This window comes from Bacillus sp. J33, from assembly GCF_000518885.1.
Classification (GTDB): Bacteria; Bacillota; Bacilli; order Bacillales; family Cytobacillaceae; genus Cytobacillus.
The window spans coordinates 72,385-87,005 of the sequence record NZ_JAEL01000010.1 but is presented as its reverse complement, the minus strand read 5'-3'; the positions used below and the strand labels follow the sequence as shown (position 1 = coordinate 87,005).

Sequence of the window (14,621 nt, the reverse complement as noted above, 5' to 3'; positions counted from 1 at the left end):
GACGAAAGTAAATGTAATCAAGAATAACCAAAACAAATACTCGATATCAGCAATGTGCAAAGTCCTACAAATCCCTAGAAGCAGCTATTATTATGAAGCAAAAGAAAGAAACCCAGAGGATAATATTACCTCCGATGTAATCGACATTTTTCATGCCAGCCGTCAAAATTATGGGACACGTAAAATCAAAATAGAATTAAAGAAACGCGGTCTCATCGTTTCAAGAAGAAGAATTGGGCGCATTATGCAGGAGCAGGGTCTTGTGTCTTCATATACAGTAGCTCAATTTAAGCCACATGCGAAATCCTGTAATGAATCCGAACAGAAAAACGAACTGAAGCGTGAGTTCAGCCAGGAAAAAGAAATGACAGCAATCGTAAGCGATTTGACATACGTAAGAGTCAATCAAAAATGGAATTACGTATGTGTCTTTGTCGATCTCTTTAATCGAGAAATCGTGGGTTTCAGTACAGGTCCAAACAAAGATGCATTACTCGTCTATCGTGCGTTAGCATCTATCAAGGTCGATCTTAATAAGATCCAACTTTTTCATACGGACCGTGGAAATGAGTTTAAAAATAAGTTGATTGATGATGCTTTAAAGACATTTAATATTCAACGATCCTTAAGTATGAAAGGCTGCCCATATGATAATGCAGTAGCTGAAGCTACGTTCAAAATTATCAAAACAGAATTTGTTAAAGGTCAACATTTTGATAGCTTAGAAGAATTAACAAGGAAATTGCATGACTATGTCCACTGGTTTAATCACATAAGAATCCATGGAACACTTGGTTATGTAAGTCCGATTGATTATAAGCAAATACACCTTAAAAAAATTGTCTAGTTAAGTGTTGACTTACCAGTCTTTCCAAGTATAGAGCTATTCTAGTGACCACTTTCTATTTAGGGAAGTTGTCTTGCTACCTTTCAATACTTCTTTTTAAATAGTTATAGACATATTCTAATTTATAACTTACAGAGTCTAACAATAAGTAATTCTTGGTTATATCTAAAATGGGGTGACCATCAAAAGCAGTTGACCCTCCAAGTTCCTGTTCGATTTCCTTAATTGGTTCAAGAATTTCAGTTGAATTTATAAGGGTTTGTACTTCAAGCTTCAGCATGTCTTTCTTGATTTGTCTTATTAAAGAGAATGCTTCATTGAATGTCTTAAAAAAGTTGTTTGATTCACATTCTGTGCTGGTTCCTTCTCCATCTTGGGTAGGTTCATCCCATGATTTTTGCTCAAAACACTTATTGAACACCTCAAGGATTGTATTTTCATCTAATTCATATCTCTGTTTAAGTTGTTTCATTTCATCTAAAAAATTTTTTAATACGAAAAAATCCATATGACCTTTAACCTCATTTTGATACATAAGCTCAAAATCGTGCTTGATTTTTTTTATATCTTGTAAGTGTTCTTCAAACTTAAAAATAAATTCAACTCTCAATTTATTTCTTGAGTGTTTCGCTATTTTACGCTCATCTTCTCTCCTAGATTTCTCGATTTTTTTAATTCCCTTATTGAAGTTAAAAGTAATAAATAAAATTAAAATTGCTGAAATACCCTGTGCAACAATTGCTATAGTTTGAAGCGTAACAAGAGACATATTCTTTCCCCTTTAGAATGGTGTTAATTTTTATTTAATACTACCATAAGTCAATTCATTCTGTTGAGTAGTTCTTTTAAAGGTTTAGATGGTTCAGGGAGATGCTTCAGAACTTGTTTGAGAAAAATAAGGGGTAGGGGTTCTTTCAGATTTCCCTCTCAGGGTTAATCACAAGATTTAATTTTCAAAACTCTTATCTTAGTTAATTATTATTGCTATAATATACTTAGAATGCTATAGACAAAACCGTTGGAGAATAATGGAAAAGACCGTTTGATTCCCTTGATTTACGGGGCTGATTGGGGTGCTGGTGCCCTCCACGGTCTTCAAAACCGCTTGTGACCTGCGTGCCAGGTCAGCTGGGTTCGATTCCCAGGCGGTCCCGCCAAATATACATAATATTGCCGTACAGTTAGGATGCTGTGCGGTTTTTTGTGCTATCTATAAACTCTCTATAGCGGATAAAGTATTTTAAATGTGTTTTTCCGTGTTCTACATGTGAAGTGCGTGACACAACTCCTTTTAAACGTGTAACCTCTAAAATAAACTTTTGCGGTCTTTTTCCTGTTAAACCCTTGTCAATCCGGTATCTTCCAATTTTCTTTTCAGTCTTTTTAGCAAAACTTTATTTTACTCGAAAGTGGAATGGTGTATGGGATAGATTTTAGCAGGAGATATTTTGGTTGTATAGAGATTATGAAGTTAAAATAAACATTTCCGATCAGTTTGATAAAAAGTGCTTAAGCATGGTATAAGTGTAAAAGAAGCAGGGACATGCTGCTTTTTAATTTTGGGATAAGAGGTTGCCTGGTATCCCATAATGAGAGGATTTGAATGAAAATATGAAAGAAAATTTTTGGCGTGAGTTACCACGACCTTTTTTTATACTGGCACCAATGGAAGAGGTGACGGATGTTGTTTTTCGCCATGTGGTGAGTGAAGCAGCCAGACCTGATGTGTTTTTTACTGAGTTTACAAACTCGGATAGTTATTGTCACCCTGAGGGGATTAATAGTGTGCGTGGGCGTTTGACATTTACAGAGGATGAACAGCCAATTGTAGCCCATATATGGGGGGATAAACCTGAATACTTCCGGCAAATGAGTATTGGGATGGCGGAACTGGGCTTTAAGGGATTGGATATCAATATGGGCTGTCCTGTACCAAATGTGGCACAGCACGGTAAGGGCAGCGGCCTGATCCGTCGCCCGGAAGTTGCAGCTGAATTGATTCAGGCAGCCAAAGCAGGAGGTTTGCCGGTAAGTGTAAAGACAAGGCTTGGCTTTACGGAAGTAGACGAATGGAAGGTTTGGCTGAAACACATTTTGGAACAAGACATTGCTAATCTTTCCATTCATCTGCGTACAAGGGACGAAATGAGCAAAGTGCCTGCGCATTGGGAGCTGATCCCGGAGATTAAGAAACTTCGCGACCAGGTGGCTCCGGATACCCTTTTGACGATCAATGGAGATATTCCTGACCGCCAGACTGGTTTGAAGCTAGTCGATCAATATGGCGTTGATGGGGTAATGATTGGGCGCGGCATATTCCATAATCCATTTGCCTTTGAAAAGGAGAAGAAAGATCATAGCAGTGAGGAATTGCTTGACCTCTTGAGATTGCATATGGATCTCCATGATAAATATTCGCATTTAGAACTGAGGCCGTTCACGGCTCTTCATCGCTTCTTCAAGATCTATGTCAAAGGATTTCGAGGGGCGAGTGAATTAAGAAATCAATTGATGAACACAAAGTCAACAGATGAAGTGCGTGAATTGCTTGATATCTTTGCGTCAAAGAATCTTGATGGAATGGGGAAACAGTAGAAGGGTCCCAATTCAAGATAAAAGCGAAGTAGGAGGTTAAACTGGTTGCCCTCAAACACGCAGTAAGATGTTACTAACGGAATCAGATGATACTGGTTCCGTTAGTTTTTTTTGTAAATTCACCAACAGCCCTTGTGTTGTCAATTACAGTCCACACATGTAGAATGCGGAAACTAATGATGCCTAAAGGTAATTTCTAATATAATATTTGATGCCTTACCATGCTTGCAAACAACTTAAAGAAAAGGTGTCTTGCCCCGTCCTGAGGGGACAGGCACCTTTATAAAAATAAGGCTGAAGAAATCTATTGATAATATGTATTTACTTGTCTTTTTTATTGATCCACCTCATTTTCATTATATAATTCAGCAACACCCTCAGCCATTTCCCTTACACGTTCCTTAAGTGAAACAGGATTTATGATCTTAATCTGATTCCCAAACCCAAGTATATATTCCCCAGCCTCTTGTTCAGTATCAAAGCATAGACTTGCTGGAATCCAGCCGTTTATCTTAGGCTTATCCATGTGCATTACCTGCACAAACCTCCCAGTAAAAGTAATACGATGAATGATGGCTGGAGAAATCTCCACTTCTGCCTCAAATCTAGGCAGGCTGCTGATGAATTTTTTCTTCGATTCCTGCCAATAGTCAGCGAGATCAAAGTCATGCGGTCTGCTGAAATTTTCGTTAATCTGTTCGGCCTTAACTATTCTTGAAATGCGATAGCTTTTTATTTTTTCATCAGATGCAGCTATTAAATACCAAGTGTTCCCCTTAGCTACTAGTCCTAATGGCTCAACAACTCTTTCAATCGATTGTTTATCTGCTTTTTCGTATTGGATTTGCAGTTTTTTCTCCTCCCATACCGCCTGCTGCAGTATTCCAAAAGACTTCATTTCCCTTGATGATTGCCTCCACGTGCTGGTATCTATATGAATCCGGTTGGAAATGTCTTTCACATCCTCTTTTAGGGGAGCCGGAATTGCTGCAAGGAGTTTCTGGCGTGCTTCTTTCCAATCATCGCTGATTCCCAGATCTGCAAGGTGTTGGAAGGAGGGGGAGAGAAGCAGTGTTTTGATTTCATCGGCTTTTAACCCGGTAAGATTGGTTCTGTATTTTTCAAGCAGTCTCCATCCGCCAAATTTTCCGCGTTCAGCTAGGACAGGGATGCCTGCAGCACTTAAAGCCTCCATATCCCGGTGTATGGTGCGTTCTGTTACTTCCAATTCTTTTGCCAATTCCCTTGTGGTCATTCTTACGTTATTTTGAAGCAATAATAATATAGAAATGAGTCTGTCTGCCCGCATTTTATTCACTCCTGGCCAAGGTAAAATATTCATTTTTATATATGACATTAGATGTCAACATTATAGATTATAGTATAGATATAACATAAAAGGGGGCTGATCGAAATGACTTCATTGAAAGGGAAAGTAGCATTGGTTGCCGGAGGAACACGGGGAGCTGGCCGCGGCATCGCAATGGAACTGGGGGCTGCTGGTGCGACAGTTTATGTTACAGGCCGTACGACACGAAACCAGATGTCGGAATATGGGCGTAAGGAAACCATTGAGGAAACAGCTGAATTGGTCAATGAACTTGGCGGCATTGGAATAGCCGTTCAAGTCGATCACCTAGTACCTGAACAGGTCCAATCTTTAATTGAAAGAATAGAGAAAGAACAAGGAAGGCTGGATATCCTCGTCAATGATATATGGGGAAGCGAATATTTAATGGAATGGAATATTCCGGTTTGGGAGCATTCCTTGGATAAGGGGCAGAGAATGCTTCGTTTGGCGATTGATACCCATATTATTACAAGTCATTATGCCCTTCCTCTCCTGATCAAAAGTAAAGGGGGATTAGTTGCCGAAATAACAGACGGAACAGAGGAGTACAATCAAAATCGCTACCGTCTGTCTCTTTTCTATGATTTGGCTAAAAGCTCGGTTATACGCATGGCCAAAGCTTTGGCACATGAACTTTCACCTTATGATTGCACAGCGGTTGCTGTTTCACCCGGATGGATGCGTTCTGAAATCATGCTTGAGTGTTTGGAGTAACAGAGGAGAACTGGAAAGATGGTGCCGAAAAGGATCCTCATTTCGTGATCTCAGAAACACCAAGATATATAGGGCGTGCAATAAGTGCCATAGCAAAAGATCCAGATAAAAAACGCTTGAACGGCCAGTCCTTTTCAAGTGGACAGCTGGCGAAAATGTATAATTTTCATGACCTAGACGGTTCTCAGCCGGATGCTTTCAGATATTTGGTTGAGGTACAGGAGGCCGGGAAACCGGCTAATACCGAGGGCTACAGATAGCTTTTATTATTCAATTGGAAAAACTCCTTTGCAGAAGACTTGGTTGTTTAAGGCAACAACTTCTTGAAAAGGAGTTTTTTATTTTGTATAAATATAAATTTATTGAAAAAATATGAGAGTTTTTTAGTGATGTAAGGTCAGTGGAATGTTCTCCTTCTACCTGAGATGCGTTTTATCCAAATTTTGTGAACAATGACTTTATAATAGTTATAATAAAAGAAAGGCTAAGTATCTTATAGACTTTATTAAATTTTTTCCGAGCTGGAATAAATTTTTTAGAGGTTTCGAAATACAAATAGGCATACATAAAGGGGAGAATTATAATGATCATCCCAGCAAAAAATAATTCCGTTTTACCCGCAATGGCAAGAAAAAAAGGCCTAGAATCTATCGTTAACTGGTTCGAGCAGCATCAACGATCCTTTTATGCACTTGGCTGGTCCTATCTTAAGAATCAACAGCATATGGAAGAGCTTTTTTTTCGGGCAATTTTAAAAGTGCACAAGGAATTGCCTGGATTTAAAAGCAATCTATTATTCGAAACGTGGGTTTCAACCATTTTTATACATATCTGCCGAGAGCTTTCTCTTGATAAAAGTTTACTAGCTTCAGAGGAAAGTGATTACCGTCAGAAGTTATTTCATGCACTTGATCAGTTGAAAGAGCATGAAAGAGAAGTGCTAGTCTTTACATACATAAAAGGACTCTCTATGGATGAAACAGCACATCTTCTCCAAGTTTCAGTTGAACAAGTTAAAGAGCTTTTATATTTAGGAATCCATTCACTTAGAAAAGAAATGGGATATGGGGAGAATTATAAGGGCTGTAAGGAGTATCAAAAGATTTACATGGATTACCTGGAAAGAAAACTGGACCGGCCGCGAAAGATTGATTGCGAAATGCATATTTATCACTGTCAAGACTGTCAGGAGGATTTAGCTTCCTTTCAAGAAGTCATTTTGAACTTTACGGAAACTATTGAGGATTTCAGTGTGCCAGCTGATTTCATGGTGAATGTCAAAGAAAGGATCACAGAAAGGGAAAATCATAGACAGCAAAAGAATAATAAACGTAAAAGAATGGGGCTTATTGCCGCAAGTGTATTCGCCTTATCCATATGTGCAGGTTTTTTTACAGGTGCCTTTTCAAAACTCTACTACACATGGACAGAGGAAGATCAGGAGCTGCGCGCCTTTCTGCAGGAGGACCTGGGTGAAAGGCTGAAACTGGAAGCGGAAAGCAATGGGGTGAAAATAAAGATCAAAAGTGCGATAGCTGATGATGTCCAGACGCTAATTTTTTATGAGATAGAAGATACAAAAGAAAATAATCAATATATGATTAACATTGATAATGGAGTTTTTATAGAGGACGAACGGGAAATCATGATGGCAAATACCTATCCAAGGTTCTTTCTTCCTGATATTGAATCAGATTTTAATAATAAGGAAAAGAACATTTATCATGGGAAGATTAGTCTCCGTCCGCTGAAACCGGATAAAGGTACAATTAAACTCAAAATAAATAAAGTTATGAAATTAATACGTGAATCCTCTGATTCTTACTTCAATTTGGAGCAGGAAGAAGGGGAGTGGAACTTTGAGATTCCTGTTACAAAACAGCCTTCTACCGAATATGCATTGGATGAAGAAATAGAAATAGAGGGAGTCCCGGTTCGGCTGGATAAGCTAATCCTTGCTCCAACAGCGACAATTCTGCAATATGGCATCAATAATGAACAGCCAGAGAAGCGGATAGACATTATCAATTTTAATAATCTGGAGGTTAACCATAAAATAGTGAAAGCTGATTTATATGGCAATTCTTACGTACATGCACAACCGGATATAAATTGGAGTAAGTTTCAGGCGCACTTTGAACCTCTTTTTGATAAAGAAACCAAAGAGGTTAAGGTTCAATTCGATAGTGTGTATTTATCAATTGAAGATCATAAAAGTATTGAACTGGATGCTTCCAGGGAATATCCACAAACCTTTGAATATGCAGGCAGTACCATCTCAATTGATAAGGTCGAAATTGGCCAGCCTACCACTGTTATCTTTAGCAATCATGAAATTAAAAATCGAGCGTATGAATCACTTCATTTCAATATTGTGACTAATGAAGGTGAAAATAATTCAATGGAGGGGGATTATGAAGGAGTCCTAGTTGATAAAAATGGGAAAGAATATGATATGAATAAGATTACACCAAAAATATACGCAGAAATGGAACATCCCCGTCATTTCTTTACCGTTCAAAGCATGAAGATACACGGCAATAAAGTGATTCCTCAAAGTCTGGATATTACTGGATACTCCACAACGAAATATTTGGATGATGTAGTGAGGATCTCGTTGGATTAGGTGAGGGAGAGGTACCTCACAAATGAAATTGATTTAGATTAAAAGAAAAGTTTGTAATCACCATGTTCATTAATCGAACCCTAAATTCCTTAAAGAGCTTTAGCGAAATTGGGGTTTGTTTCTTTTTTTCAGCCCAAAAAGAAGCTGTAACCATAAGTAAGAAGCTTGTCGTAAATAGCCTCGCACTTTCCTGAATGATCGATATTATCTGAATGTTATGTTACAATAAATTTTGTATTGCTAGGAAGGTACTTGTGGATTTCATCCAAACAAACGTGGCATGAAAGAATAAGACTATCTGAAATTTTATAAAACAAGGATACTGCTATTCTGTCTATAGCTAGAAAATAGGCTGTAACTTCTCCGAAAAAATCTTATTGGAAAAGGACCTATTTCTTAGTCCCTTTTACTTTTTCAAAAGCTATTTTATACCTCATATGGAGGAGGCAAGTTGTCATTCTCTTCAATATGTTCCTTTGGTTATGATAAATGGCCTTGTTTTCCTTCTAAACATCCGCGTTTTTTCCATTCTTTATGGATTGGCTGTGTTAAAGCTGATTGTTGATTATTAGCATCCTGTTGATTGGAGCGGAAGGTGCGAGCTCCTCGAAAATGCTTCCGCATTTCCTTACGACGAGGTGTTAATTCGGGGAAGCTTATTCAATGTCCTGCGGGAGGAGCGTGTCAAAGGGAGACCCCACAGGCACGAATGTGCCGAGGAGCGTCGGACCGCCCGCGATTCGCTGAGCTCCTGGAGCGGAAATCAACAGGCAAGTTTAACAGAGCCTATGGATTAAGCCTTTCTTTAATGGAATTCAATAATATATATCAATTTATCTTGAGAAGGTCCAGTATTCTCTGTGTTTTTCTCGATCAAATCACCGAACGTTTCATTATGGACTAAATAAAGAAAAGATTGCTTGTGAAAAAGGAAATGCCAAAACAAGAAATCCACGGTTCTATTTTTTAAAAGCAATATTTAGTTTATCTCTGTAATGCTGGGATAAGTAAGACGTATCGACTTGATACCAATACATCCCGAAATCATTTGTTCATATAGCCCCGCTGTATTTTATGCGAGGATGTTTTTGGTTTTTTGTGGTTATAACTTCAGTCATATATGTTTTTACTTTCTGGCGTTAGAGTAGAAATTAAGTACTGGAGGTTATAAAAAATGAATAATGGAAGAAAAGGAGCGAGTAGCGAAAGATTAATAGATTACAAAATTTTTATACCATCTGTATTAATTATTCTTGGAATTAGTATTCCATTTTCAATGAACGAGGCTAAATCCCTTGGCCTTTTAAATAATATTTTTGATAAGATTGTTGAAATGTTTACTTGGGGATATTTATGGTATGCAGTTTTAATGGTTGCAGCCGGTTTGTTTTTCTCTTTTTCTAAATATGGGCAAGTTGTTTTAGGAGATCCAAACGAGAAACCGAAGTACACCATGTTTGAATATGCTTCGATTTTAATTGCAATGGGCCTGGGTTCGACAATCATGCGGACAGGAATGGTTCAATGGACGGATGTTGCACTGAATCCCCCTTTTGGTGCGGAAGCAGAATCGGCAGAAGCATTATTGTGGGGGAATTCATATAGTATGTTTTTGTGGAGTTTCCAAGTTTTTGCTATCTTTGTAATGGCAGCACCAGCAATGGGGTATATATTACACGTTCGTAAAAAACCATTTATGCGAATCTCTGAAGCGTGCCGCTGTATTTTTGGCGATAAATTTACTAATGGCATTGGGGGGAAAATCCTCGATATCATCTTCCTAGTTAGTATAATATCCGGGGCAGCCGTTACCTTGGGATTGGGAACACCCATCATAACATATAATTTATCAAAGCTTGCAAATATTGAGGTTACATTTGGTTTAACATTAGTTGTGACCATTATCTGGGTCATATTGTTTTCCGTCAGTGCTTATTTAGGCATAGAAAAAGGAATTAAACGATTAAGTACTCTAAATATGTATTTAGCCGGTGTCTTTGCTTTATTCATTATGATTGCCGGACCGGGGCTATTCATTCTTAATTATTTCACGGATAGTTTTAAATTTTTAATTTCTAATTACCTTGATATGTCTCTGAATACGAATTCACTAGGTCAGCAAGGAAGCTCATCTCTTGAAAGCAATACCGTCTTTTGGTTTGCTTATTGTGCTACATGGGCGATGCTGCATAGTATATTTGCTGCAAAGATTTCCCGCGGCAGAACGATAAAAGAAATGATTTTAACTTATTTGTTAGCTCCCACACTTATTTCATGGGTAGCTACTGGGATCCTCGGTGGTCTTGGAGTGCATAGATATATTACCGGAGAGGTTCCTGTATTGAAAATTGTCCAAGAACAAAATTCAATGACAGCCATTCCTGAAATACTTGCTTCTTTACCTTTTTCTACGATTGCAATAATCGTTTTTGTGGTTGTTACAACGATTTTCCTAACGACCACACTAGACTCAACTACTTATACGATTGCATCTTACACGGGTACAAAAAACATGAGTAAATTTGAGCCTTCAAAGGGTTTACGCTTAATTGTTGCTGCGCTTGTGACCACTATTGCTCTTGTTTTAATGAGAATAGGCGGACTGGCACCTTTGGAAGTTCTTTCTGGTCTTATGGGAATACCAATCATTTTTATCCAATTCCTGACCATTTATGCTGCAAAAAAAATGATGGATGAAGACCGGGCATGGGAAAAGAATGTAAGAAGAAAAGATGTTGTAGCAGAAGGTAAGGTACGTAAGGTAAGTAATATTTAATACTAAGTGATAATGAGCTGATTCATTTGAGCTCATATTTTTTTGACGAACGTTAAAAATAATGGTGCCTTTCCCTAGATGCGTTGGTACGTTAGTGAATGAGGGGGAAGGCACCTTTTTTATGCAGACTCAAGGAAGAATTGCATTTATTAGAACAATACTTATTGCAATATGAATCTTTCGAGTGTGTTCGAAAAGATGTGAGAAATGAAAACCACTGAAAAACATTTGGATTGGGCAAAGAAAGTTACAGAAAAACATCTAAATTTTACTGAAAGCAGTATTAAATCTATATTAACAAATGAAGTCGCATTTTCTAAAGTCCTTGAGAATGCAGGTGTTTTTAAAAGAGATTTAGCAGGAACTAGCGCGTTTAAGCGGTATACAAGTGGTTTAAACAAGCATATTAATGTATAAAAATAGCCCGTGGATTTTTTTTAGTTTTCCACAGGCTATTTTTTTTGAGTTTTACTAAAATTATTTTAGTAGTTTTAATTTTAGATTATACCTTCTTACCATATTAAATATAACGTTTTTTAATATTTTAGTAAATTTATTAATGAAAGCATTTACATTTAGTAAAATCTGAATTATTATAAAAATATAAAAAAAGAGGAGGATTATGATGAAAATGTCTAAATTTAAACTGTTTTTATTATTAACTTTTACTGCGGTTTTACTATTATCTGGATGCAGTTCATCATCAAGTAATGGTAAGGAAGATAAAGATGGTAAGACCACCATTCGATTTGCAACTTGGGACTCAGAAGAAACGGTCGATCTGCAGCAAAAATTGGTAGACAACTTCAATGAGAAACATGACAAGATAAAAGTCGTTCTTGAAGCATATGGAGGAGAATTCGATACAAAGATAGCAGCTGGTATGGGTGGAAAGGATGCTCCAGATGTTATGTACATGTGGAATTACCCTCTTTATAAGGATGCTTTAGAGCCTCTTGATTCTTATATTGAAAAGGAGGGAGCCGATTATAAAAATAATTTTTACGAAGCTTTATGGAATTATAATTCTCAAAAAGGAGATACTCTAGGGCTTCCTGTTGGATACACAACACATGTAGTTTACTATAATAAAGCGCTTTTTGATGAAAAAGGAATTGAATATCCTAAAGCTGGCTGGACTTGGGAAGATCTTCAAGAAACAGCTAAGAAGCTAACGGATAAAGAAAAGAAAATTTCTGGATTTGCTTTTTCAGGTACACCAGATCCATATGATTTTGAAATGTATTTATGGGGTAACGGTGCAGCATATGTAGATAAGGATGGAAACTTAGAAGGAAACCTAAATTCATCTAAGTCGATTGAAGTCTTCGAGAGGTTCCAGAACATGTTAAAAAAAGGCTTTGCAATTACTACTGAAGGTTCAGGCTCAACCGAAATGCAGTCTGGAAAAGTTGCGATGTTTGTTAATGGTGCATGGTCGCTTGGTTCCTTGAAAGAAGCAGGAATTGATTATGGTGTTGTAGAGCTGCCTAAATTTGAAAATGGCAGGAGTGTAAGTATCATCAGTTCTTCTGGTATCGCTATGTCAAAAGATTCTGAGCACAAAGAAGCTGCATTTGAGTTTATGAAATATTGGACTAGTGAAGAAGCAAACCAACAAAGAATTGAATACGAATTGCCAGTACTTAAAAGCTTAGTAGAAAAAGAAAAGCTCGAACAAGATCCAATTAAAAGCGTGTTTTATTCCATGCTCGAAAAGAGTGATGGCTATACCCCATCTTCGTTTATCGTTAAGGACTGGAGTATGGTTTCAGAGAACTTAAATTTAGTTTTCGAACAAATTTTCAATCCTCGTACTTTAATGGAACCGAAGAAAACGTTAAATGAAGCGTCAAAATAAGTAAAAGAATGATTTTATATGTGAATAAGCATCCTAGTGCTGCTTGAAGATGCTTTTTCTAATTTTGTAAGTAAATCTGATGTTTGAGGGGTCAGTTTATGTTTGAGAAAAAAAAGAGTCTAAAAAGTTTTATGTTAGTAGACAAAAAGGTGCCCTATCTGTTTATTTTGCCATGGATTATTGGATTTTTAGTTTTTACCATAGGGCCATTGCTGTTTTCTTTAGTTATGAGTTTATTTGATTGGCCAGTAACAAGTGATCCGAAGTTCATTGGGCTAGGTAATTATAAGAAAATGTTTACTGAAGACGTTCAGTTTTACAAATCTATGGTAATTACTTTTAAATTTGCCTTAATCTTCGTCCCTCTTAACCTAATCATAGCATTGGTGCTTGCGCTTCTCATTACACAGCCTGTTAAAGGTATGAAAATATTCAGAACGATATTCTACCTCCCAGCAGTTGTATCAGGTGTAGCAATCTCAATCATATGGGGTTGGATATTTAACTCGGAGTATGGAATTTTAAATTATTTACTATCTTTCCTAGGTATTGAAGGGCCAAAATGGCTGATTGATCCAAAGTGGGCAATTATAACAATTGTTATCGCAAGTGCCTGGGGAGTGGGGACCATGATGCTTATCTTTTATACAGACATTAAAGGAATCTCACCCGAACTTTATGAGGCGGCAGCTCTTGATGGAGCAGGTCCTATAAGACAGTTTTTTAATATTACCATTCCCAGCATTACACCAACAATCCTATTTAATGTGATTACATCTGTTATTGCCGCGTTGCAGCAGTTGACTCTTGTATTACTTTTAACTGGCGGTGGTCCTTTAAAATCTACTTATTTTTATGGATTATTTGTTTACAATAATGCATTTAAACATCACCAATTGGGGTATGCCAGTGCAAACGCTTGGTTTATGTTCATTATCATCCTAGTTTTAACATTGCTAATTTTCAAATCATCATCCACATGGGTATTCTATGAAAATGAAGTGAAGAAGGAAGGTAAGAAAGCATGAAGCTTACAAAAGCACATAAAGTAACTGTGTACAGCCTTCTTATTATAGCTTCGATTTATTTTTTATTCCCGTTTGTATGGGTTGTTCTAACAGCGCTTAAGACGGAAGCAGAAGTATTTAGTTTTCCGCCTAAGATTTTTCCAGATGTGCCTCAGTTTAAAAATTTCATTGATGCATGGTCAAGCCAGCCATTCGGGGTGTTTTTTAAGAACTCTTTAATCATTACTGTGATGACAACAATCGGGCAGCTGATTTCATGCTCATTAGTTGCTTATGGTTTTGCAAGATTTAATTTTAAATATAAGAACATTCTATTTATCATGCTTTTATCAACAATGATGATTCCATGGGACGTTACGATGATCCCGCTTTATATGCAGTTTAATCTTTTCGGATGGATCAATACGTTAAAGCCGTTAATCGTGCCAGCTTTTTTTGGCTCGGCTTATTATATTTTTTTACTTAGACAGTTTTTAATGAGCATACCTAAAGATTTAGAAGATGCCGCCAGAATTGATGGCGCCAATGAGTTCCAAATCTTTTATAAAATCTTTTTGCCAATTATGAAAGCCCCCCTAATCCTGATAGCAGTTTTAAATATTCTTTCCGTTTGGAATGACTATTTAGGGCCATTAATTTATTTGCAGGATCAATCAAAATATACGATGGCGCTTGGATTAGCTGCATTTAAGGGCGTTCATGACCTTCAAATTTTGCCGATCATGTCCATAACATTGATCATGATCATCTTGCCTGTTCTAGTATTCATGTTTGCACAGAAATATATTGTTGAGGGTATTAGCGGTTCGATTAAATAAATTAG

10 protein-coding genes, 1 tRNA gene and 1 pseudogene are annotated in these 14,621 nt (G+C 37.2%); 10 read left to right on the top strand and 2 right to left on the bottom strand.

Annotated features, from left to right (window positions below; genetic code table 11):
• The coding region (locus L634_RS0104855) for an IS3 family transposase (RefSeq protein WP_084028830.1) at positions 1 to 847 on the top strand (847 nt) is incomplete at its 5' end.
• 76 nt (positions 848 to 923) lie between these two features.
• Here L634_RS0104855 and L634_RS0104850 read toward each other — a convergent pair.
• On the bottom strand, positions 924 to 1,616 hold the full coding sequence (locus L634_RS0104850) for a hypothetical protein (RefSeq protein WP_026581466.1): 693 nt from the start codon (positions 1,614 to 1,616) through the stop codon (positions 924 to 926).
• Between the two features lie 291 nt (positions 1,617 to 1,907).
• On the opposite strand from L634_RS0104850, the gene L634_RS33295 reads away from it, so the two are divergent.
• Positions 1,908 to 2,004, top strand: a tRNA-Sec gene (locus L634_RS33295).
• Between the two features lie 454 nt (positions 2,005 to 2,458).
• Positions 2,459 to 3,442 (top strand): tRNA dihydrouridine synthase, encoded by a 984-nt coding sequence (locus L634_RS0104845; protein WP_026581465.1) that lies wholly within the window; start codon positions 2,459 to 2,461, stop codon positions 3,440 to 3,442.
• Positions 3,443 to 3,776: 334 nt separating this feature from the next.
• On the opposite strand, the gene L634_RS0104840 is transcribed toward L634_RS0104845, so the two are convergent.
• Positions 3,777 to 4,751 (bottom strand): helix-turn-helix transcriptional regulator, encoded by a 975-nt coding sequence (locus L634_RS0104840; protein ID WP_026581464.1) that lies wholly within the window; start codon positions 4,749 to 4,751, stop codon positions 3,777 to 3,779.
• A 105-nt stretch (positions 4,752 to 4,856) separates the two neighbouring features.
• Here L634_RS0104840 and L634_RS30635 point away from each other — a divergent pair.
• From L634_RS30635 to L634_RS0104800, 7 genes and pseudogenes are all read left to right on the top strand, one after another.
• Positions 4,857 to 5,767, top strand: a pseudogene (locus L634_RS30635) (SDR family oxidoreductase).
• 323 nt (positions 5,768 to 6,090) lie between these two features.
• Positions 6,091 to 8,133, top strand: a complete 2,043-nt coding sequence (locus tag L634_RS0104830) for a sigma-70 family RNA polymerase sigma factor (protein WP_026581463.1) — start codon at positions 6,091 to 6,093, stop codon at positions 8,131 to 8,133.
• 1,174 nt (positions 8,134 to 9,307) lie between these two features.
• On the top strand, positions 9,308 to 10,909 hold the full coding sequence (locus L634_RS0104820) for a BCCT family transporter (RefSeq protein ID WP_026581462.1): 1,602 nt from the start codon (positions 9,308 to 9,310) through the stop codon (positions 10,907 to 10,909).
• A gap of 207 nt (positions 10,910 to 11,116) precedes the next feature.
• Positions 11,117 to 11,326, top strand: coding sequence for a hypothetical protein (locus L634_RS0104815; protein ID WP_026581461.1), 210 nt, complete (start codon positions 11,117 to 11,119; stop codon positions 11,324 to 11,326).
• Between the two features lie 214 nt (positions 11,327 to 11,540).
• The gene (locus tag L634_RS0104810; protein ID WP_232233703.1) at positions 11,541 to 12,770 is read left to right on the top strand and encodes an ABC transporter substrate-binding protein; all 1,230 of its coding nucleotides are present in this window, start codon (positions 11,541 to 11,543) and stop codon (positions 12,768 to 12,770) included.
• 98 nt (positions 12,771 to 12,868) lie between these two features.
• Entirely contained in the window at positions 12,869 to 13,798 is a 930-nt protein-coding gene (locus tag L634_RS0104805; protein WP_051428238.1) for a carbohydrate ABC transporter permease, read from the top strand.
• Positions 13,795 to 14,616, top strand: coding sequence for a carbohydrate ABC transporter permease (locus L634_RS0104800; protein ID WP_026581458.1), 822 nt, complete (start codon positions 13,795 to 13,797; stop codon positions 14,614 to 14,616). Before L634_RS0104805 ends, L634_RS0104800 begins: the two co-directional genes overlap by 4 nt.
• Positions 14,617 to 14,621: the final 5 nt, after the last annotated feature.

Excerpts from the sequence above, each read along its gene's own strand:
- L634_RS0104850 (WP_026581466.1), bottom strand. The coding sequence starts at position 1,616 with ATGTCTCTTGTTACGCTTCAAACTATAGCAATTGTTGCACAGGGTATT.
- L634_RS0104845 (WP_026581465.1), top strand. The coding sequence starts at position 2,459 with ATGAAAGAAAATTTTTGGCGTGAGTTACCACGACCTTTTTTTATACTG.
- L634_RS0104840 (WP_026581464.1), bottom strand. The coding sequence starts at position 4,751 with ATGCGGGCAGACAGACTCATTTCTATATTATTATTGCTTCAAAATAAC.
- L634_RS0104830 (WP_026581463.1), top strand. The coding sequence starts at position 6,091 with ATGATCATCCCAGCAAAAAATAATTCCGTTTTACCCGCAATGGCAAGA.
- L634_RS0104820 (WP_026581462.1), top strand. The coding sequence starts at position 9,308 with ATGAATAATGGAAGAAAAGGAGCGAGTAGCGAAAGATTAATAGATTAC.
- L634_RS0104815 (WP_026581461.1), top strand. The coding sequence starts at position 11,117 with ATGAAAACCACTGAAAAACATTTGGATTGGGCAAAGAAAGTTACAGAA.
- L634_RS0104810 (WP_232233703.1), top strand. The coding sequence starts at position 11,541 with ATGTCTAAATTTAAACTGTTTTTATTATTAACTTTTACTGCGGTTTTA.
- L634_RS0104805 (WP_051428238.1), top strand. The coding sequence starts at position 12,869 with ATGTTTGAGAAAAAAAAGAGTCTAAAAAGTTTTATGTTAGTAGACAAA.
- L634_RS0104800 (WP_026581458.1), top strand. The coding sequence starts at position 13,795 with ATGAAGCTTACAAAAGCACATAAAGTAACTGTGTACAGCCTTCTTATT.